Origin of the sequence: Afipia sp. GAS231, assembly GCF_900103365.1 — a bacterium.
Taxonomy (GTDB): domain Bacteria; phylum Pseudomonadota; class Alphaproteobacteria; order Rhizobiales; family Xanthobacteraceae; genus Bradyrhizobium.
The window spans coordinates 1701711-1722990 of the sequence record NZ_LT629703.1; the positions used below are offsets into that span (position 1 = coordinate 1701711).

At 60.2% G+C, this 21280-nt stretch carries 19 protein-coding genes; 13 read left to right on the plus strand and 6 right to left on the minus strand.

The features are described 5' to 3' along the window. Nucleotides 1-170 precede the first annotated feature (170 nt). From BLS26_RS08110 to BLS26_RS08120, 3 genes are all read left to right on the plus strand, one after another. On the plus strand, nucleotides 171-515 hold the full coding sequence (locus BLS26_RS08110) for a tRNA-binding protein (protein WP_092509987.1): 345 nt from the start codon (nucleotides 171-173) through the stop codon (nucleotides 513-515). Nucleotides 516-704: 189 nt separating this feature from the next. Further along, a complete protein-coding gene (gene gabT, locus BLS26_RS08115) occupies nucleotides 705-2009 on the plus strand; it encodes a 4-aminobutyrate--2-oxoglutarate transaminase (RefSeq protein WP_092509989.1) in 1305 nt (434 codons plus the stop codon). A 285-nt stretch (nucleotides 2010-2294) separates the two neighbouring features. After that, nucleotides 2295-2720, plus strand: a complete 426-nt coding sequence (locus BLS26_RS08120; RefSeq protein WP_244541973.1) for an Lrp/AsnC family transcriptional regulator — start codon at nucleotides 2295-2297, stop codon at nucleotides 2718-2720. A 696-nt stretch (nucleotides 2721-3416) separates the two neighbouring features. Here the strand turns inward: BLS26_RS08120 and BLS26_RS08125 are convergent. Together BLS26_RS08125 and BLS26_RS08130 are read right to left on the minus strand one after the other, a co-directional pair. Next, entirely contained in the window at nucleotides 3417-5288 is a 1872-nt protein-coding gene (locus BLS26_RS08125; protein WP_092509993.1) for a bifunctional sugar phosphate isomerase/epimerase/4-hydroxyphenylpyruvate dioxygenase family protein, read from the minus strand. A gap of 149 nt (nucleotides 5289-5437) precedes the next feature. Next, nucleotides 5438-6376, minus strand: a complete 939-nt coding sequence (locus BLS26_RS08130; protein ID WP_092509995.1) for a LysR family transcriptional regulator — start codon at nucleotides 6374-6376, stop codon at nucleotides 5438-5440. Between the two features lie 632 nt (nucleotides 6377-7008). Here BLS26_RS08130 and BLS26_RS08135 point away from each other — a divergent pair. From BLS26_RS08135 to BLS26_RS08180, 10 genes are all read left to right on the plus strand, one after another. Continuing rightward, on the plus strand, nucleotides 7009-8412 hold the full coding sequence (locus BLS26_RS08135) for an MFS transporter (RefSeq protein WP_092509997.1): 1404 nt from the start codon (nucleotides 7009-7011) through the stop codon (nucleotides 8410-8412). A gap of 141 nt (nucleotides 8413-8553) precedes the next feature. Continuing rightward, entirely contained in the window at nucleotides 8554-9279 is a 726-nt protein-coding gene (gene pcaH / locus BLS26_RS08140) for a protocatechuate 3,4-dioxygenase subunit beta (protein ID WP_092509999.1), read from the plus strand. Nucleotide 9280: 1 nt separating this feature from the next. Next, entirely contained in the window at nucleotides 9281-9919 is a 639-nt protein-coding gene (gene pcaG, locus BLS26_RS08145) for a protocatechuate 3,4-dioxygenase subunit alpha (protein ID WP_092510001.1), read from the plus strand. 47 nt (nucleotides 9920-9966) lie between these two features. After that, nucleotides 9967-10443 carry a lipocalin-like domain-containing protein gene (locus BLS26_RS08150; protein ID WP_157676378.1) on the plus strand — a complete coding sequence of 159 codons (477 nt, stop codon included), beginning with the start codon at nucleotides 9967-9969 and terminating at the stop codon, nucleotides 10441-10443. 31 nt (nucleotides 10444-10474) lie between these two features. After that, entirely contained in the window at nucleotides 10475-11242 is a 768-nt protein-coding gene (locus tag BLS26_RS08155) for an SDR family NAD(P)-dependent oxidoreductase (RefSeq protein WP_092510004.1), read from the plus strand. A 35-nt stretch (nucleotides 11243-11277) separates the two neighbouring features. Further along, nucleotides 11278-12912: an AMP-binding protein gene (locus BLS26_RS08160; RefSeq protein WP_092510006.1), complete on the plus strand. Its 1635-nt coding sequence runs from the start codon at nucleotides 11278-11280 to the stop codon at nucleotides 12910-12912. Nucleotides 12913-12962: 50 nt separating this feature from the next. After that, the gene (locus BLS26_RS08165; protein WP_157676379.1) at nucleotides 12963-14405 is read left to right on the plus strand and encodes an alpha/beta fold hydrolase; all 1443 of its coding nucleotides are present in this window, start codon (nucleotides 12963-12965) and stop codon (nucleotides 14403-14405) included. Continuing rightward, nucleotides 14402-15484 (plus strand): alpha/beta fold hydrolase, encoded by a 1083-nt coding sequence (locus tag BLS26_RS08170; protein WP_092510009.1) that lies wholly within the window; start codon nucleotides 14402-14404, stop codon nucleotides 15482-15484. The genes BLS26_RS08165 and BLS26_RS08170 overlap by 4 nt, the downstream gene beginning before the upstream one ends. A gap of 84 nt (nucleotides 15485-15568) precedes the next feature. After that, complete coding sequence (aroQ, locus tag BLS26_RS08175) at nucleotides 15569-16021, plus strand: type II 3-dehydroquinate dehydratase (protein ID WP_092510011.1); 453 nt, start codon at nucleotides 15569-15571, stop codon at nucleotides 16019-16021. A 59-nt stretch (nucleotides 16022-16080) separates the two neighbouring features. Beyond that, on the plus strand, nucleotides 16081-16917 hold the full coding sequence (locus BLS26_RS08180) for a shikimate dehydrogenase (protein ID WP_092510013.1): 837 nt from the start codon (nucleotides 16081-16083) through the stop codon (nucleotides 16915-16917). Between the two features lie 241 nt (nucleotides 16918-17158). On the opposite strand, the gene BLS26_RS08185 is transcribed toward BLS26_RS08180, so the two are convergent. The 4 genes from BLS26_RS08185 to BLS26_RS08200 all read right to left on the minus strand — a co-directional run bounded on the left by BLS26_RS08185 (nucleotide 17159) and on the right by BLS26_RS08200 (nucleotide 21261). Beyond that, nucleotides 17159-17911: a 3-oxoacyl-ACP reductase family protein gene (locus BLS26_RS08185; protein ID WP_092510015.1), complete on the minus strand. Its 753-nt coding sequence runs from the start codon at nucleotides 17909-17911 to the stop codon at nucleotides 17159-17161. A 143-nt stretch (nucleotides 17912-18054) separates the two neighbouring features. Next, the gene (locus BLS26_RS08190) at nucleotides 18055-19428 is read right to left on the minus strand and encodes an MmgE/PrpD family protein (protein WP_092510017.1); all 1374 of its coding nucleotides are present in this window, start codon (nucleotides 19426-19428) and stop codon (nucleotides 18055-18057) included. Between the two features lie 5 nt (nucleotides 19429-19433). Continuing rightward, the gene (locus BLS26_RS08195) at nucleotides 19434-20498 is read right to left on the minus strand and encodes an ABC transporter substrate-binding protein (RefSeq protein ID WP_172804568.1); all 1065 of its coding nucleotides are present in this window, start codon (nucleotides 20496-20498) and stop codon (nucleotides 19434-19436) included. A 145-nt stretch (nucleotides 20499-20643) separates the two neighbouring features. Further along, nucleotides 20644-21261: an Isoquinoline 1-oxidoreductase subunit gene (locus BLS26_RS08200; RefSeq protein WP_092510019.1), complete on the minus strand. Its 618-nt coding sequence runs from the start codon at nucleotides 21259-21261 to the stop codon at nucleotides 20644-20646. Nucleotides 21262-21280 lie beyond the last annotated feature (19 nt).

The window sequence follows — 21280 nt, forward strand, 5'->3', positions numbered from 1 at the left end:
TCCGAAGATGAGGCCTTCAGCATCGCATCTTCGCCCGGCAGGCTCTGCCGAATGAATGCCGCTCGAGGCGATGAAAATGCCGTCTCCGCCAATCTTACGGAATGTCCTGCTGCGCCCAAGTGTTCTAATGACACGGAAGAACATGCCCGTTATCGACCGAGGTCCTCGACATGACTCAGCTGAAATCCCTGGCTACCTACGACGACTTCGCCCGTCTCGACATCAGGATAGGCAAGGTCGTCGAAGTCCAACCTTTTCCCCGGGCGCGCAACCCGTCCTACAAGGTCGGTGTCGACGTCGGGGCCGATCGGATCATGTGGTCGACCGCCCAAATCACGAACTACGAACCGGAGGCATTAGTCGGCTCCCTGGTCGTCTGCGTCTGCAATCTCGCTCCCAAGAACATCGCGGGGTTCACGTCCGAACTGCTGATTCTCGGCGCAAAAGATGCCGCCGGAAAAGTAATTGTTCTCAGCCCCCGCAGCGGGGTCGGGATCGGAGAGCCGATCTTCTAGCCCAGGAGCGGCGCGCTGGCGCTCTCCTTCTCCCAACGCGATCGGCATCGCCTGCGGTTTGGCGCTTGGAGGACGATAGAGCATGCTGTTCCGCCGTCGTCTTCAGCAACTTGAACGAGGGGACGGGGATAGGATCCTAGTAAGGCCGGCGCCGCTGGCGAGGCCGATACATCATCAAGGGATCCAGCCATGTCAGCCCCTCACAGCACCGCCGCCGAGCTCGCCGCACTGCGCAACGCCAACATTGCGCGAGGCGTCCTCACAGCGCACCCGATCACAATCGCCCGCGCCGATGGCGCATTCGTCTGGGACGTAGAGGGCAAGCAATATCTGGACTTCGTCGCCGGCATTGGCGTTCTCAACGTCGGTCACAACCATCCTCGGGTCGTGGCCGCCGTGCAGAAGCAGCTCAAAGACGTGACCCACATGGCGTTCCAGGTCGCGGCCTACCAACCGTATCTGGCACTCGCCGAAAAGCTAAATGCCTTGGTGGGCAAGGGCGAAGCCCACAAGAGCATCTTCCTGACCTCGGGAGCCGAGGCCGTAGAGAACGCGATCAAGATCGCCCGTGCCTACACCAACCGCTCCGCCGTGATAGCGTTCAGAGGAGGCTTCCACGGTCGAACGATGCTTGGCGTCAGCCTCACCGGCATGAGCCAGCCTTACAAGCAGAACTTCGGCCCGTTCGCCTCCGAGATCTATCATACGGCGTTTCCCGATGCTTATCGGGGCATGACGACAGAGCGCGCACTTGAAGCGCTGGAGGAAGTCTTCGCGACCGACATCGCTCCGGAACGCGTCGCCGCGATCATCATCGAGCCAGTGCAGGGCGACGGTGGATTCCTCCCCGCCCCGCCCCAGTTCCTCAGGGCGCTGCGCGACATTACCAAGCGGCATGGCATCGTGCTCATCGCAGATGAGATCCAGACGGGATTCGGACGGACCGGAAAGCTCTTCGCCTTCGAGCACGCCGGGATCCAGCCTGATCTGGTGACCGTGGCCAAAAGTCTCGCGGGCGGGTTTCCGCTGTCCGGGGTGGTCGGGCGGGCTGAGATCATGGACGCTCCGCTGCCCGGCGGCCTCGGCGGTACCTATGGCGGCAACGCTATCGGTTGCGCCGCCGCGCTCGCGGTTCTGGACGCCTTCCAACACGACGGGCTGCTCGGTCGCGCCGAACACCTCGGCAAGAGACTCGAAGCGGGCCTTCGCAAACTGGCACAAAAGCACGCGCTTATCGGAGACGTGCACGGATTGGGATTCATGCAAGCGATCGAACTGGTTACCGACCGCAAGTCCAAAATGCCCGACCCCAACTGTGCCCAGCGCGTGATCGACCACGCCCGGGAGCGCGGACTACTGGTCATCAAGTGCGGCGTCCACCGCAACGTTATCCGCTTCCTGGCGCCGCTGGTCGTCTCGGACGAGGACCTCGACAAGGCGCTCGCAATCACGGACGCGGCGTTGTCTGCTGAAGGCGTACAGGCCGTCGCCTAACGGGATCGAAACCCGAACGCCGGACACTTAAGTGTTCGGCCTTCGCCCGGACGAGCGGCGTGTCCTATAATGAAACCCTTTGAGGGCCGTCCTATCCGGTACGGCCCCACCGCCGCGGCGCGCCCGCCGCTTGAGCCCTGTGGACTTGTGACGCCGTCGGCTCGATGCTGGTCACCGGCCCGGCGTTAATGGATCCGACCGGATGATGGAGTTCGCTAATTGAACGGCCCGAAGCTTGATCGGATCGATTTGAACATTCTCGTCCAATTGCAGAAGGACGGGAGGATGACGAATGCCAATCTGGCGGATGCGGTCGGCCTTTCGGCGAGCCCGTGCCTGCAGCGCGTCAAGCGCCTGGAATCGGCCGGATACATAACGGGGTACGGCGCTCAGATCAATCTCGCCAAGCTCACCGAAAACATAATGGTCTTCACCGAAATCACTTTGGTCGACCATCGCAAGGAGGATTTCGTAAGATTCGAGGCTAATCTGCGTAACGTCGAGGAACTAATGGAATGTCACCTCGTCAGTGGCGGATACGACTATCTGCTTCGCTTTGTCAGCCGCAGTGTCAACCATTATCAAGAGCGGATGGAAAACCTGCTCGAGCGTAACATCGGGATAGAGAAGTATTTTAGCTACATTGTGCTGAAATCCCCAATCGTGAAAAACGTCCTTCCCCTGAAGACGCTTCTTGATCCGCCGCAATGAACCTCCACGCCGACTCGCGTGGCAGCGCCAGCGAGGCGGCTAAGCGTCGTCTGTAGCGAGTTGCCCCCTCGTCCCGGCAGTATACGAGTCCGGATTTGGCATTACCCGACATCATCATCGGCGCCAATGACTGCTTTGCGCCGATACTGTTGAAAACGTCTTTTGTGGGCAGCAGCCGAAATTTTCTAGAGCCGCTGATGCGTTTCGTGCACGACGATGTGAGGGACCTCGTCGCATCTCAGAAAAATGACCACCACCCTTGGTATCGGCGCTACGGCCCATCCCGACGGCGGAGTTGTCCGAAAATCAGCTTTTGCGAGATTTTGAGGGTCGTTCGATTTTCGACTTTTTCAACAGTATCCGCCAGAAGCGGTCATCCGCTCCGAAGGTCGAGGCAGATGTACTTTCCGCCATTACCCCGTTCCCCCTTTTCGCCATCGTTCGAAATCCACAGTAATCGCAGTGATTTGGGGCGGAACGCTGTACGTGGATGTTCTGCGGTGTCTCCCCAATCAGAGCGCCGACCGTGGTTCTCGCGCGTGAGTTTGGCGGACGTTTCGAAGAATACGTCGTGGCTGGAAAAACAATCCGCTGGAAGTCTCTCGCCAAACCCAGGTCACAAGTCCGCTCGGTGCCACAAGCGAATTCATATTTTAAGAAACGTGGATTTTGTTCGCAAACGTCACGCGGGTTACGTCACGCGCGCGGAATGGTTAGCGGCCGCGACTCTCGCGTTTGGGCAGCGAGGCGAACGGCAGCGTTGGCGGCGCCAAAACCCTCGTAGTTTCGGCGCTGCACGATCTCAAAGAAAAACCGCTCATCGAACGTGTGGGTATAGACCTGGAAGAACTCACCCTCGCCTTCACGGTCGTACAAAATCTGATTGTCGCGAAGCGCTGTCATTGTGGCCGCATCGAGATCGTATTTTGCTTCGATATCGTCGTAGTAATTATCCGGAATCTTGAGGAAGTCCGCGCCGCGCGCGCGCATGTCGGAGACGGCCGCAAAAATATCCGTGCATGAAAAGGCAATGTGTTGAACGCCAGACCCGAAGAATTCGTTGATGAAACGCGCCGAAAGCGTTCGCGTAGCCGATGACCCGTTCAGGATCATGCGTAAGCCCTGATTGCCGCTGATCAGCGCCTGGGACTGAACCAGCCCGAGTGGATCGGCGATCTCCATTTGCGGCAAGCGTTGCAGGTCAAGTATGCCGGTGTAGAACAACAGCCAGGACAACATCTCGTCGTAAGGCATCGACTGCGAGATATGATCGACGGCGTCAAGATGGTCGGTCACAACATCACTTGGCAGCGTGACAAAGTCGGTGTCCCAATTCTTCCCTGCGGTCTCGAGAAAATACAGGAGACTGCCGCCGACACCACGTATGGCCGGAATTTCGAGCTCACCGGGCCCGACCGGCTGATAGAAGGTATGCGCATTTAGCGCTTCTGCGCGTTTCATAGTCTTGCCAGCGTCGTCGATATCAATCGCGATGGCGCAGACACCCGGACCATGTGTGATGTAGTGCGAATGGGCAAAGCCGTCCGGCTCACAATTGATCACCAGTTCGATATCGCCTTGCGACCAGCGTTCAACATTCTTGGTACGGTGGGAGCCGGTCTTGCGGAACCCAAGCTGGCCAAACAAAACCGATAAATTCTTGGCATTGGATTCATCGACAGCAAATTCGACGAAACCGACGCCGCGGCTCCGAGCTTTTGGCTGCAGTCGCGGCGATGGCGCATTGATGGAGCTCTGCGTCACATGATCTTCCAGCAAGATCAGCGAACGCAGACCGTCCGTTGCAGTGCGGACCGCCGAGCCGGACCGGAACTGGTCGTTGAATATCTCCAAAGAGAGCGGACCGGTGTAACCTGTCGCCGCCACCGCTTCCATGAAGGCACCCACCGGCAGATCACCCTGGCCCGGGAAACAGCGGAAGTGCCGGCTCCAGGACAGCACGTCAAGACCCAGCTTTGGTGCGTCTGCAAGCTGCACAAGGAATATCTTGTCCGCCGGAATCGATTGGATGGCGCTGACGGGAAATGCCGGCGCCAGCGCGTGAAAACTGTCGAGAATGATACCAATTGATTTGTGATTAGCGCGCCGCACGATCTCCCATGCATCGCGGTAGTCGTTGACGTGGCGTCCCCAGGCCAGCGCCTCGAAACCGACGCGCAGGCCATGCGAAGCCGCGAGTTCACCTAAGGCGTGGAAATCCGCTGCCGCGCGATCAATTCCTCCGACCGAGGCCGGCGAAACATTGCTGCAGATCAGCAGCAAATCCGTTTGCAGTTCCTGCATCAGGTCGAACTTGTGCTGCGCGCGGGCAAAGTTGCGCGTGCGCTGCGGCTCGGGCATGCCCTCGAAATCGCGAAACGGTTGAAACGCGCAGATGGAAAGACCGAGATCCCGGCAGAGCTTGCCAACGTCGCGCGGGCTTCCATTGAACGTCAGCAGGTCATTCTCGAAAATCTCGACCGTGTCGAAGCCGGCACCGGCGATGGCGCGCAGCTTTTCGTCGAGCGAGCCGCTCAGCGCTACGGTGGCGATGGAAAATTTGGCCATGCGAGTTGCTCCAGCGGCAGCGTCCCGCGGCGGACGGTGACGCCAAGTCGTTTTGCCCGGTAAGCGCATCGGATGCCTGCGCGGCGACCAATATAGACCAACAATGATCTAACACAATTACCCGGATGTTCGGAAAAGATAACAGCTTGTTATTTCCTGGAGCCGCGCAGGCCAGACTTCGGAGACCCACCTCGAGCGAGGCCGCCGGCCTGCATCTCCAGCCGCAAACAATGGATGAAATGTTCGATGTAAAGCGACTGGGGCGTGCCGCGTTTTACCGCGATGTAGGTTTCGAATTTGGTCGGTTCGATGATTGGGATCAGTTCGAGACCCGGAAAGCCGTCATGCGCGACAGTGAATTGGTCCATGACGGCGATACCGAGTCCCGCCTTTACCAACGCACACACGGTCGCGCCAAACCGCGCACGGATGGTAACGTCGTAATTAAGTTTCTTGCGCGCAAAGATCTCGGCCATGATGCGCCCGTAGGGATCGGTCGGGTCAATGCCGATCAGCGGATAGCAGACGATTTCCGCCGCGGAAATCTGCTTGCGGCCCGCGAGCGGGTGACCGACCGGGACGATGCAGAACAATTCCCCCGACGCAAGCGGCAGGAAATCGAGACCGGAATGATCGAGGCGATAGCTCATCGCAACGCAATCACCCCGGCCAAGCAACAAGAAATCGATGGCCTCTTCGATCTTGAGGACGTTGATGTCAATTCGCAGGTCGGGGTAACGGCGTCGGACGCGCTCGATTGCGCGAGGCACCATCACCTGGGAAATGCTCGGCACCGAACCGATGCGCAGCTCGGACAAGGCACCCTGCCCGATCTTGGAGATAATCTCGGTGAGATCATCGACTTTCTTGTAGACGCCGTTGATCTGCTCGAAAATATTCTGCGCTTCAGGCGTCGGAAAATAACGTCCGTTCTGGCGTTGAAAAAAACGAATGCCGAGAGATTTTTCGGTGTATTTCACCAGCCGGCTGATACCTGGTGCCGAAACATTAAGAAGCTTGGCCGCGCCGCCAATGGTGCCTGTCACCATCACCGCCCGGATAACTTCAACCTGGCGCAGCGTCATCATTTGCCCAAGACTCCAAAACTTCTCTGGCACCGCATCAATCGCGCCGGCCCGCATTCCGCGCCAAACGCTGGACCGTCAGTTGATCCGTCCAACACAAAAATTGCCTGCAATTGATATTGACCACAAGCCTCCATCGGCAAATGATACGCGCAGTCTTTGAAACGCGGGCCGAACCATCCAAGGATTGGGCCGTCCGCACTCGGTTTGGACCCTGCGTCGACGACGAACGCAGTCCACTCATTCCGACGTTTGCGGACTTCGTCGACACTCCGCGGTCGACCACTCCTCAACCGTCCTTGAGAAATAGTCGCTGCGTCAGCAACGCAGCGACTTAGTTTTTCGGACGCGAGCAGCTGCCGGCCGAACGCCGAAGGAGCAACATCGGATCGTTGCCGCCCAATTCGCAAATTAACATAATGTTCTGTTTCGCGAATAAAAGGGTAATTGTGTTACATCCTCGATGAACTATCCTGATGCTGCTTTCGAACGACACGCAATCTCCGGTCGATCGTGAAACGTCCGGCCGCCGATATTTGAAGTGGGGCACGCGACGAAAAGACCCGCTTAGCTGCCTGTAATTTTCAAAGAAGCCCGCAAAGGGACTGTCAGCAAACACATTGGGAGGAACCAACATGGCGAGTTCACTAGCTGAAACCGAACATCATGCGAGTCAATCTAAAAAGGCCGCTGCCAGCGGCTGGATCGGATCAGCGCTCGAATACTATGACTTCTTCATTTATGCGACGGCGGCAGCGCTGGTCTTTCCGCAGATATTCTTCCCCTCGAATAATCCGACCGTCGCCATCGTCGCTTCGCTGGCGACATACGGCGTCGGCTACGTTGCCCGGCCGATCGGGGCGTTCGTTCTCGGGCACTGGGGCGACACCCATGGTCGAAAAACCGTATTGATCGTCTGCATGTTCCTGATGGGCATCTCGACGATGGCCGTCGGCCTCCTCCCGACATACCAACAGGTCGGCGTGCTGGCGCCGGTGCTTCTCGTCATCTTGCGCCTGATCCAGGGCTTCGCTGTTGCCGGGGAAATTTCCGGGGCCAGTTCAATGATCTTGGAACATGCCCCATTCGGCCGGCGCGGATTTTATGCGAGCTTTGCGCTGCAAGGCGTCCAGGCCGGGCAGATTCTGGCCGCGGCGGTCTTCCTGCCACTGGCAGCCTACATGCCGACCGAGGCGTTCAATAGCTGGGGCTGGCGGATACCCTTCCTGCTCAGCTTCTTCGTCATCGTCGCCGGCTACATTATCCGCCGTGAAGTCGACGAGACGCCTGCTTTTGCCAAGGAAGACGAACAGGGCAATGTTCCGAAAGCGCCGATCGTCCAGGCTTTCAAACTGAGCTGGAAAGACATGATCCGTGTCGTCTGCATGGCGTTGATGAACGTCATCCCTGTTGTCGCCACCATCTTCGGAGCGGCCTATGCGGTCCAACCGGCATACGGAATAGGCTTCGAAAAAGACGTCTACCTGTGGATCCCCGTTCTCGGTAACATGCTGGCGGTGTTCGTCATCCCGTTCGTCGGCAACCTGTCGGACAAAGTCGGCCGCAAACCGCCGATCATTATCGGCGCCCTGTCCTCCGGATTGCTGGCGTTCGGCTATCTCTACGCGATCAGCATCCATAACGTTCCGCTGGCGATCTTCATGTCGCTGCTGATGTGGGGGGTTGTCTACCAGGGCTACAACGCCGTCTTCCCGAGCTTCTACCCGGAACTGTTCCCGACGCGAACCCGGGTCTCGGCCATGGCAATCTCTCAGAATATCGGGACGACGATCACAGCCCTGCTTCCCGCACTGTTTGCCACCGTGGCACCTCCCGGCTCGGCCAACATTCCGCTCACCGTCGGGGCAATCGCTTTCGGCATCACCGTGATCGCTGCGCTGGCGGCCGTGACGGCCCGGGAAACCTACCGGATCAACATCAGCGACCTCGGAAATCCCGACGCCGTTCCGATGCCGAAGGGCGACTACGAAAAACTGCGGGCTCAAGCCGCAACCGGGGCAGCCGTCGCGTCCACTTGATGGCGGACTGCGACCCGAAGAGCCGCAATGTCGATCTCGTTGCGCGATGCGTCTTGCCCAAATGCGAAGCTGCCGCCCTCGAAAAGCGTAACGAAGGCGGCAAGGCTCCCGATCTGACCAGACATAGGAGGTTACGGTAGCATGACATCCCAAGCCGAGTTTCATCAACGCGATCGCGATATTCATCCTCCGGCGCACACGCCGGTTTACAAGACGAGCGTGCTGCGCTCACCACGCATCCCGCTTTGGTCCCTGCAAAACTCGCTGTCCGAGGTGACCGGCCCGATATTCTCGCCTGCAGAACTCGGTCCGCTCGATAACGATCTTGTCTTGAATTATGCCAAGCAAGGCGAAGCGATCGGCGAGCAGACGATCGTCCACGGCTATGTCCTCGACGGCAATGGCCAGCCAGTATCCAACACGCTCGTCGAAGTGTGGCAAGCCAATGCCGGCGGACGCTACCGCCACCGCAACGACACCTATATCGCGCCGATCGACCCGAACTTTGGTGGCTGCGGCCGGATGCTGACCGATGAACGTGGCTATTACTTCTTCCGCACCATCAAGCCCGGCGCATACCCGTTCCGAAATCGCATCAACAGCTGGCGACCGGCCCACATCCATTTCTCAGTATTCGGAACCGGATTCGCACAGCGGCTGATTACCCAGATGTATTTCGAGGGCGATCCGCTCATTCCGCACGATTCGATCATCGCGACCGTCCCCGACAAATCGGCGGCAGATCGTTTGACGGCACGACTAGACCTCAATGCATCGCGCCCGCTGGAGTGCCTCGCCTACCGCTTCGACATCGTGTTGCGGGGACGCCGACAAACCTTGTTCGAAAACAAGCTTCAGGGAAGCTGACATGACACCGACTCCATTCATTCCTTCCTATCTGCCGGAGACGCCGTCACAGACCGCCGGTCCGTATGTGCATATCGGCCTCATGCCCGAGCAGGCTGGCTTTGAGATTTTCGCGAACAACTTCAGCGGCGATATCGCTACTCCCGATGTCGCGGGTCAACGCATCATCATCGAAGGCCGGATCTTCGATGGCGCCGGTCATGTGGCAAAGGACGTCCTGATCGAGACCTGGCAGGCGAACGCGGCCGGGCGTTACAACCATCCGGCGGATACGCAGAATAAAGCCCTCGATCACGGCTTCCGCGGCTGGGCCCGGACCGGGACCGACTTCACTACCGGGCTTTACACGATCCGCACCATCAAACCCGGCAGCGTCGTCGGCCGCAAGGGCCGCAAGGCGATGGCGCCTCACGTCAATTTTTGGCTGGCCTCCCGCGGCATCAATATCGGCCTCGCCACGCGGATGTATTTCGGCGACGAGGAAGCCGCCAATACCGACGATCCCGTCCTGAACATCATCGAGCAGCCCGAGCGTCGCAAGACGTTGATCGCGCCGCGATCGGAACGGGACGGCGTGGTGGTTTACACCTTCGACATTCATCTTCAGGGCCAACGGGAAACGGTGTTCTTCGACGTCTGATGACTTCGAGACATGCTTGCAAACAACTGAAACAGAGGGAGCACGACGTGGCAACGGATAATGAAATCTTGGCATCGGTCAGGCCCGGCAAGCCCCCCACCGATTGCCCGGTGATCGGAACGTGGCGGCTGTGCAGCTATGTCCGCGAACGATTGTCGGACGGACAACGGCACAATCAATTCGGCGAGGCGCCGGTCGGTTATATCGGCTATGCAGCGGACGGGAGGATGTATGCCATCTTCACCCGCGACGATCGCGTCGTACCCCGAGACGTCGTGCCTACGGACGAAGAGGGGGTGGAACTGCTCGGCACGATGGTCGCCTACGCCGGAACTTTCTCGCTGGGCGAGAACGTCGTGGTTCACCACATCGACACGTCTTGGAACCAGGCGTGGACCGGCACTGACCAGATCCGGCACTTCGTACTCGAGGGGGATACGCTGACGATTACGACCGCGCCTTACAAGAGCTACCTGGATGGCACGATGGGCCGCTCCATTCTTGTCTGGAACAAGATCAAGTAATGCCCCGGCCTTCTGCCTCAGGAGATTTGCGATGAGCGACCTATTTGGGATCGAAGGGGCGCATGTGCTGGTCACGGGTGGCTCGAGCGGCCTGGGACGATTCTTTGCGACCTGTCTTGCGGCGCGAGGCGCGCGCGTGACTGTGGGCGCGCGCCGTGCGGAAGCGCTGGCAAAGACTGTCGACGATATCGGCAATGCCAAGGGCCAGGCACAGAGCGTCGTGATGGACGTCACCGTTGTGGCGAGCATCGAGACCGCACTGGATGCCGCCGAGGCGCACTTCGGTCCGGTTGACATTGTCATCAACAACGCCGGCGTGACTGCCACACGACCTGCCCTGCAGCAGGACGAGGCCGACTGGGACAAGGTCATCGTTACAAATCTCAAGGGCGTCTGGCTGGTCGCACAAGCCGTCGGGCGACGCATGGTGGCGCATAAGGTCAAGGGTTCAATCGTCAACGTGGCATCGATCCTCGGCCTGCGGGTCGCAAGTTCGGTGGCGCCATATGCCGTTTCCAAGGCCGGTGTCGTGCAGATGACCAAGGCGCTGGCGCTGGAATGGGCGCGCTACGGGATTCGCGTCAATGCCCTCGCGCCCGGTTACTTCGAAACCGAACTCAACGACGATTTTTTTCAGGAAGCCGCAGGCCAGGCGCTGATCAAGCGGATCCCCCAGCGCCGGCTCGGCGAATTGCGGGAGCTTGAGGGGCCGCTTCTGTTGCTCGCCTCCGGCGCCGGTTCATACATGACCGGAAGCGTGATCGTCGCCGACGGCGGCCACGTTGTTTCGACCCTTTGAATTTACCCGCTTCAGTGAAGAAGGATGATGATCCAATGAACGCAAACGACACACATCCTTTCGAACTCAATCTGGATCGGCATCCGGCCAATTACGTTCCGCTGTCGCCGGTCAGCTTCCTGACCCGTGCAGCGAGCGCCTTCGGCGGAAAGCTGGCAGTGATCGATGGCGAGCGGCGCTATACGTATTCGCAACTGCTTGATCGCTGTACCAGGCTCGCATCCGGACTGGCGAAGCTGGACGTCAAGCGGCTCGATACGGTCGCGATCATCGCATCGAATATTTCGGAGATGATCGAAGCGCATTTTGCCGTACCGATGCTCGGTGCCGTTCTCAATCCACTCAATACCCGGCTCGATGCCGCGAATATCGCCTTCTCGCTGATGCATGGCAGTGCCGACGTTTTGATCGTCGATGCGGAATACGCGCCGTTGGTACGGCAGGCCTTGGAACTGGTCGATCGGGAGATGGTCGTCATCGATATCCCGTCCCCAGATGGATCGGTCGCACCGCTGGGTACCCATGCCTACGAAGCGCTCCTCGCCGCCGGCGACCCGAATTTTGACTGGCCCGGCATCACGGATGAATGGCAGTCGCTGTGCCTGCTGTACACTTCAGGGACCACCGGTGACCCCAAGGGCGTCGTCTATAGTCATCGCGGCGCCTATCTTTCGGCACTCGGTAACGGCTTCAGTTTCGGATTGACCTTCGACAGTGTTTACCTTTGGACGCTGCCGATGTTCCATTGTTCAGGTTGGTCTTATCCGTGGGCCGTTGTGGCCGCCGGCGGGACGCAGATCTGTCTTCGCAAGGTTGAGCCCGCGCAGATCTTCCGGCTGATCGCAGAACACCAGGTCACGCATCTGTGCGGCGCGCCGATCGTGCTGAATATGCTCGCACACGCGCCCGCCGACCAACGCGTACCGTTCCAGCACACGGTAACCGTCGCGACTGGCGGCGCCGCGCCGCCCTCTTCCGTCTTCCGCTCGATGGAAGCGCTCGGATTCCGGGTTACTCATCTTTATGGAGCCACCGAAACCTACGGGCCGGCAACTTCCTGCGTCTTCCAGCCGGAGTGGAACGCGCTGCCCGATGACGAGCGTTTTGCAAGGATGGCGCGGCAAGGTGTCGCCTATCCCATGGTCGAGGCCGTCACGGTCGCTGATCCCGAGACGATGGTTCCGGTCCCCCGGGACGGTGCGACCGTCGGCGAAATCATGGTCCGCAGCAACACTGTGATGAAGGGCTACCTCAAAAACGAAGCTGCAACGGCGAAAACCCTGGTCGGCGACTGGTGCCTCTCCGGCGATCTCGCCGTCTGGCATCCTGACGGCGCAATCGAGATCAAGGATCGCTCCAAGGATATCATCATCTCCGGCGGTGAAAACATTTCGAGCCTTGAGGTCGAGGAGGTACTTACTCAGCACCCAGCGGTGATGCTAGCGGCCGTCGTCGCCCGTCCCGACCCGAAATGGGGCGAGACGCCTTGCGCGTTCCTCGAACTCAAGCCTGGCGCGACCAAGCCAGATGACAAAGAGCTCATTGCCTTTTGCCAGGCGCGTCTAGCGCGTTTCAAGGTACCGAAGGCCTTTGTCTACGGCCCGCTGCCGAAGACGTCGACCGGAAAGATACAGAAATTCGTGCTCCGTGATCAGGCAGGCGCATTGTGAGCGCTGGCTTCGACATCGCGAAGGAACGCCGCCCGCAGGCTGGACCCGCCATGACCATGCAGTATGCCGATGTCAACGGTATCAGGATCTCGTATGGCGTCCGTGGCTCCGGGCCGCCTCTCGTTCTCATTATGGGTTATCGTCTCAGTTCGCTTGCCTGGCCGCTCGACTTCATCGAGTCCTTGGCGGAGCGGTTTACTTTGGTCGTCTTTGACAATCGGGGGACAGGCAATAGCGACAAACCCACGTTCGGCTATGACATTTCGAACATGGCCAGGGATGTGGCCGGCCTTTTGGACCATCTGGAGATCGCCCAAGCCAACGTCCTCGGATATTCGATGGGAGGAGCGGTCGCGCAGGAATTCGTTCGGCAATTCCCTTCCCGGGTTTTGGCACTGGCGCTTTGTGCGACGATGTGCGGCGGTCCGCGTGCCGTCTATGCATCCCCCTCCGTTGTCCGGGTGATGCGGGAGCTCGACGGATTGGAGCCGGAACAGATCGCTCGGCGCATCTGGACCGTCACCTATTCGCAGGGATATCTCGAGAACCATCGGGAACTGGCCGAAAATCAGATGCGACGCGAGATCGCGGCCCCGACCCCCTTGCACGCAGCCGATCTGCAATATCAGGCCTTTGCGGAATTCGATTGCTCCAAGGCGCTGCCCAACATCCAGGCCCCGACCCTGGTATTGACCGGAGATCTCGACGAACTGGTGTCTCCGCAGAACTCCAAATTCATCGCCAGTCTCATTCCAGGCGCCAGCTTGATCGTGATCCCCGGCTGCGGCCATCGGATGATGTGGGAGGCCACCGATGAGTGTGTCGGGTTCATCAACAAATTCCTGACGGGTGTTTCCGAAGGGCGACGCGACGAGCTGGCTTTGCCTGTTTCGCAGCATGGGCCTAGCGGGTTGGCCGATTTCGTTAATTTTTTCACCCCCGCGGCCGAGCTTTTTGCAAGTTGGCCGTGGATGCTGGCAGGTGTCGGGTTCGATACGATGGCGATCGCCCGGCAATCGATCTATTTCGGCGGCAAGGCCCAGTTCGGTGATGGAAAGCCAATTCTCCTCATCCCGGATATGAGCAGCCACCTGCCCTTCCAGGCGCTCTCGAACTGGCTCAAGGCGCTCGGCTACCGCCCGTTGACGATCGGCCTGTCCGCGAATGCCAGCGATCGATTGGTTACGGATTTGGTACACGCCATCACCCAAAGGATCGGCCGGAAGGCCGTTCTGGTAATACCCGCTTCCGGATTTCAGCGCGGATCTGCAATCGGCGAAACCCACAGGGATCGGGTGTCCGACATCGTGGTGCTCAATGCGTCCCAACCGCTCGAAATGCCGCCCGGCATTCAATCCCATTTCATCTCGTCCGGATGGTCGCTGTCCCTTGCCATGGCTACACTGCCGCAGGTGTTGCGGACCATCCGGATCGAATTGCTCGACGTCTCGGGCCCTGTCGATGCACCGCGGTTGGAAGGAGAACCAACTTGAGCGCGCCGGCGGGCCTCGACCTGTCAGCGATGCCGGAGCGGATTCAGTCGGAGGTGCAGCGGGCGATCCAGCGCAGCACCAAGGGCGTCGAATATTTTGCATCTTCCGGGCCCGCGCTTGGCTCGACGCCAAAGGATATTTTGGCCGTTCGCGGCACCATGAATCTCTATCACTACCGTCCGATGGCGGCCGAGATCTACCGCGTGCCGATCTTGATCGTGATGGCGACCACCAATCGTGGTTACATCCTCGACATGGTGCCCGGGCAAAGCTTGATCGAGTTCCTGCTGAAGCGCGGCTATGACGTCTACATGCTGGACTGGACTGCTCCGAAGCCGGAGGAAAAATCGTTGCGGATGGAGAACTACGTCCTCGATTTCATTCCGGATTGCATCCGCCGGGTGCAGCAGGATTCCGGCGAAAAGGACGTCACGGTGATCGGCTACTGCTTCGGCGGCGTGCTGTCGCTGCTGTACGGCTCGATCTTCTACGATGGGCCGATGAAGAATCTGGTCTGCTTCACCACGCCGGTCGATTTTCGCGGCATGACGCTGTTCTCGAACTTTTCGGATCGGCGCTACTTCGACGTCGACCGCCTCGTCGACTCCGTCGGAAACATGCCGCCGGAAATGATACTTTCGTCCTTCGATATGCTGCGGCCCGCTTCTCGCGTCACCGGCCAGGTGCAATTATGGGAAAACATCTGGAACGACGAATTCGTCAAGTCTTATCGGATGTTCGATCGCTGGGCCAACGATATCCTGCCGCTGGCCGGCGAATATTTCCGCTCCATCACCAAGGACCTGATGTGGGACAACAAGCTCTACAACGAGACCATGACGGTCGGCGATCGCAAGGCCGACATCGCCAGCATCAAGGTGCCGATCCTGCATGCCGTCGCCGCACATGACCACATCGTGCCCTATGAAGCCGCCAAACATCTGATCACCAAGGTCGGTTCGACCGACAAGGAAGAGATCGCGCTTAAGGGCGGTCATGTCAGCCTCGTTGCCGGTCCCAACGCCATTAAGCGGCTATGGCTGAAACTCGATCACTGGCTGGGCAAGAGATCGACATGAGTGAAGCACGTTTAGCCACTGCGCACGGCGACCGACGCGGGCTAAGCCGAATTCCGCCCCCCTAACACCGATCTGGAGCCAACCATGAGTCGAGTCGTCTACGTCCTCAATGGTCCAAACCTCAATCTTCTCGGCAAGCGCCAACCGCACATTTACGGTCACGAAACGCTTGCTGACGTCGAAACCGATTGCCTCAAGGTCGCCGGAGAGCTCGGACTTGAACTGCGATTTCACCAGTCGAACCGCGAATACGAACTCATCGACTGGATCCACGAAGCGCGAGAGATCGCGTCAGGAATGGTTATCAACCCCGCCGCCTTTACGCATACGTCGGTTGCGATTCTCGACGCGTTGAACACCTTCGAAGGGGCGGTTCTCGAAGTCCACATATCGAACGTCCACAAGCGCGAGAAATTCCGCCACCACTCCTACGTATCGCTTCGCGCTGATAGCGTGATCGCCGGGCTTGGAACCCAGGGCTATACGCTGGCCCTGCGCCGTCTTGCGCATTTGCTCGATAAGTCCACCGCAAAATGAGTTCGGATTAATCGCCGTCCCCGCTTCGGACAGCCATCGTGAAGAAGAGGAATACCTAAATGACGATCACCGGACACACAAAGCTCATTGCCCATCTCGGCTATCCGACCGAGAGCTTCAAGGCGCCGATGATCTACAACCCCTATTTCGAGCGATACGAGATCGACGCCGTTGTCGTTCCGATGGGTTGCAAGCCGGAAGACTATGCCGCGTTTCTCAAACTTGTGTTCAAACTTTCCAACATCCATGGCGCGCTCGTCACCATGCCGCACAAGGTGACCACGATTCCGTTGCTGGACCAGGTGATGACCACTGCGAAGGTCGCGGGCGCGTGCAACGCAATCCGCCTCGGCCCGGGTGGCACCCTTGTTGGTGACATGTTCGACGGCGAAGGCTTTGTTCGCGGAATCCAGCGGAAAGGCCGGGAGTTGACTGGTGCGCGCGTGCTCGTGGTGGGAAGCGGCGGCGTTGGCTCGGCCATTGTGGCGTCGTTTGCCAAAGCCGGCGTATCAGAGCTTGCCCTGTTCGATGCCCATCCGGCGAGCATGAACGGCCTGGCCGAGCGTTTGCGCGCATATTATCCGGCGCTGAAGATTGAGGTTGGCTCCAAGGACCCGGCAGGGTTCGATGTCGTCGTCAACGCGACCCCTCTCGGAATGAAGCAAGGCGACCCGTTGCCGATGGACGTCGACCGGATTGCCTCCTCGACCTTCGTCGGCGAAGTCGTCATGAAGCAGGAAATCACGCCGTTTTTGGCGGCGGCCAGGGCGCGCGGCTGTGAAATCCAGATCGGCACCGACATGCTGTTCGAGCAAATTCCCGCTTATCTGGAATTCTTCGGCTTCCGCACAACCACGCCGGACGAACTGCGAGCGGTTGCACAGATCAGCTATTGAAGTCGGTTATCGCGTGGATACCCGTTTTATGACCGCGCTGTCTGATGGTTTCGCGCCAGAAGCTGCCATTCCATAATCGCTCATTCCGCGAGTTTAATCCTCGGCAATTGACTCGAAACATCGGTCCGCCACTGACACCGCAGCACGTTCAGTTCAGCCTGCTTGCATTGTCGCTGGATTTTCTTTGATCTTTGGCACTCCGTAGGGAAGACCCAGCGAAAATGGCATCGAAAACCATGCATTACGCGCCTAAATAGGCGCCGCCGTTGGCATGGATCGCCTGCCCGTTGATGTAGCGCGCGCCCGACCCGCACAGGAATCGCACGGCCGCCGCAACGTCTTCCGGCCGGCCCCGCTCGCCGGTAATGGTCCCGTGGGTCAGGTGGTGCGCCGGCTCCGGTCTGTCCTTGGGGCGCGGGGTACCGATCAGGCCGGGAACCACGCAATTCACCGTGATGCCGTCATCGGCGAGGTCGTGGGCCAGCGCCCGGGTGAAGCCGATAATACCCGCCTTGGCCGTGACCACATGCGCGCGATTTTTCGCGCCCGTATGCGCGCTAAGCCCACCGATATTAACGATCGTGCCTCCGCCAGATTGCCGCAATGCCGGCAGGCAGGCCTTGACGCAGTGGAAGGTGCCGTCGAGCGTAACGTCCATGATCTCGCGCCACTCGGCATAGCTCATCTCGGCGAACGGCTTTTCACGCCGCAGCGCCGCGTTGTTGACGAGGATATCGATTCGTCCGAACTGCTTGACGGCGGCGTCCGCCATCGCCTGTACGGATTTGGCATCGGCGACGTCGCCGATATGAACCAGCGCCTTGCCGCCGGCAGCCTCGATCTCGCGCGCGACGGCTTCCGCCTCGGCGCGGTTGCTGCGGGCGTTGACCAGAATGGAGGCGCCGCCTTCCGCCAAGGTCAGCGCGATCGCGCGGCCGATGTTGCGGCCTGCGCCCGTGACGATGGCGACCTTGCCGGCGAGTTCTTTGGTCATGTCTGCCCCTTGGCTTGTCATCGTCCGCCTTGTGCGCGATTGCGCACTGGGGCGGACGATCCAGTAAACGCCGGCGCTTGTGGTCTTCTCGATAGAATTGCGGCTACTGGATGCCCCGCCTTCGCGGGGCATGACAGTTGTGGTTATGCGCGTAACGACGAGAGATCGATCTTCCCCCGATACAACCCCGCCATCAGCTTCAACGCCGCATCGCCCTGCGCCGCGCTCCAGCCGCCATGCTGCGCGTTGAGCGCAAACTTGTCGATCACGTCCTGGCGGGTCAGCGGCTCCTGCGCGCCACCACGCATATGAGGCTGGCGATCTTCCACCACGCTGCCGTCGCGGAGCGTGGCGCGGATATGGCCGGTGTAGTTGGTCGGATAGGGATTGTCCGGGTCGATCACGAATTTCACCTTGGCGGCGAGCGCGAGTACGCGCGCATCGCTGATCGCACACTCTGTAAACGCGCCGAGCCCGACGCCGCCATGCACAAAGCCGGTAGCGAGCAGATAAGGCGTCGCGAACTTGGCGGCATAGCCGTTGGGCGGACGCTGCTTGTCGGCGAGCGGCTCCCACAGCCGGTGCACCGTGCCCTCGGCGACTTCGCAGACGATCTCGGTGACGTCTTCGGGCTTGATGCCGCGTGCGCGAAGCCGCCGCGCGCAATCGATATAGGGCTGCGCCATCGTCCCGCAGGGATAGGGCTTGAACGCCAGCGTGTCCGTCACCCAGCGGCTGCCGAAATCACCTAGCAGCGCCTCGTAGTCACCCTTCGTGGTATGCGCAAAACCATGGAACAGGCCGTGGACGCCCTCGAACACCGTCCGGGGGCCGACGAACCCTCCCCGCGCCAGCAGCGCCGCGCGGATGCCGGACTGAGCCGCCCATCCGGCATGCATCCGCTTGGTCCAGGCGCCTTCGGCCAGATATTCGATGATGCCGCCGGCCATGCTGCCGGCGATGCCGAGCGCATCGACGATTTGCTTCGCATTGAGGCCCAAGGCCGCCCCGACACCGGCAGCCGCGCCCATGGCGCCGAACACGGCGGTCGGATGAAAGCCGGCCTTGTGGACGGCTTTCGGCACCACGAGGCTGAGACGGCAGAGCACCTCTGTGCCGACCGCGATCCCGATCAGCGCCATGCGCCCGTCGGGATTGTGCCGCTCGCAGGCCGCCAGCACCGCTGGCACGATCACGGCGCCGGCGTGGACCGGACCGCCTTCAAACGTGTCGTCAAAGTCTTCGCCATGGGCGGCGGTGCCGTTGATGAAGGCCGCGCCCGCGGCGTTCAGCGTCCGCCGATGTCCGATCGCCGTGCAGGGACCGTCATCGTCGCAGCCGGCCAATGCGCTCTTGATGTAGTCCTCGTTGCGCGCGGTGACGCAGAGACCGACGACGTCGATCAAGAGATCCTCGCATTTGCGCGTGGTCGCGGCCGGGAGCGTGCCCGGCTTCAACGCGACGATTTTTTCGGCCAGCGTTTCCGCGACCGAAACCCTGAGCAATCCGGAGGTCATATCGGTCAGACGCGGAAAATCTTGGTGTAGCGCGCCTTGATGGATTCGCCTTCTCTCTCCACCGCCGCAGCATCGTCCTTCATCGTCCTGATCTCCTTGAGCGGTTTGCGTCCCGCCTTCTCTGTCGTCTGCGCATGCACCGAGCGCAGCCCTCCGACGTCGATGATCATCTGCTGAGCCTCGCGGCCGAGGCTGAACGACTGGAACAGTTTTGCCGCGTTCGGATGCGGCGCGTCCTTGAAGATGCCGTTCGGCCCGATGATCAGCGGCGATCCCTCCGAGGCATAGACCGGCTCGACCGGACGGCCTGCCTCCCTCATCTGGAAGATGTTGTACTCGTTGCCGTCGGCCATCACGGCGCGCTCGCCGAGATCGAGCTTCTTCGGCGGATCGGCCGACGACTGCACCTGCATGATGTTCTGCTTGGCGAGCTGCTCGAAGAACGTCCAGCCGAGATCGCGCTGCATCTGGTAGGTCGCGGTCATGATGGTGCCGCTGTAGCCCGGATGCGCCTTGACGATCTTGCCCCTCCACCTGGGATCAAGCAGGTCGGCAAAACTCTTCGGCGCATCCTCCGCCTTCACCAGATTGGTGTTGTAGGCAATGATGCTGAGCCAGACGCGGAAGCTGGCGAACTGGCCGTCGGCATCCCGGTGATCGGCCGGATAGAATTTTGCGACCTCCTCCGGCACATAGGGCGCCAGAATGCCGTCGCGCTTCCAGACGATGAAATGCGCGGCATCGGATGAATTCACGACATCGACGGCGTGGATGTTGCTGGAATATTCCTGCCCGATGCGCTGGAACACGCGTTCCGCGCCGGTGCGCTCGACGCGGACCGCTATGCCTGAATACTTTGCCTCGAACGCCTTGGCCAGCTTCTCCGCGACCGGCAGGTCGGTCGAGGTGTAGTAGATCACCTGGCCTTCCTTCCTCGCCGCCTCGATCAGCGCCGGCGTCACCGGTTCCGCCGCCGGCGCATCCGCCATCACGCGGGTCGAAAATGCTGCACTTGCGAGGACCGCACCCGTGCCCTTGAGCAAGGTGCGTCGCGACATCGAATTTTTCATGGGCGTTTCCGTCTGCTTGTTATCAAGCTTGTTCTTGATGGGTCCGGTACCCCACACGTTATCTTTTATTCCAATGGCTTACAGCGAGTCTTTGGTCGACTGCGGGAGCCACCGCCCGTTGCGCCGTCGCAGCCGTGCCCAGGTATTACTTCGCGGGGCACGCCGCCCCGGTTTTCACCCAGGCTTCGACCAGCGCGCCGGCCTGCTTTTGCGTCCCGGGCGCGGGGCTGCGTCCGGCGCCTGGCGCCCAGGCCCAGCCCACCAGCGTATCTTCGCCGATGTGATGGATGAGATCCTCGACCTTGCGGCCGCCGTTGCGTGCGGGATCCCTGAGTTGTTCGCAAATTTCGGCGACCGTTTTGCCCTCCCACGCCATTTCACGCGGGGCGAGATGCCATTCGGGGTGGCCCGGCATGTGGCCGGGTTCGAAATTGGCATTGCCATGGCAAATCGAGCAACGCATCGCCGGGAGGCCGTGGCCATCGGCACCGCGGACAATCGGCGGCTGATGCAGCCGGCTCTCGTCGCCCTGCCGCGGACGATCACCCGCCGGATGGCAGTTGGTGCAGCGCGGATGGGTCAGCACCTTGCCAAGTTCGGTGAACATCGCGGCCGAGCGCGCATCCGTATCCGATATCGCTGCAAAGCTGTCGGGGCTCGCAAGCGACGGCGGTGCGGTCTCGGAAACGGCATAGCCCGCGAGCATGCTGGTCGCGACAACGACGACGGAGAACATAAGCTGAAACCGCAGTTCCGATTTCATGTCGCGTTCCCCTCGCCTC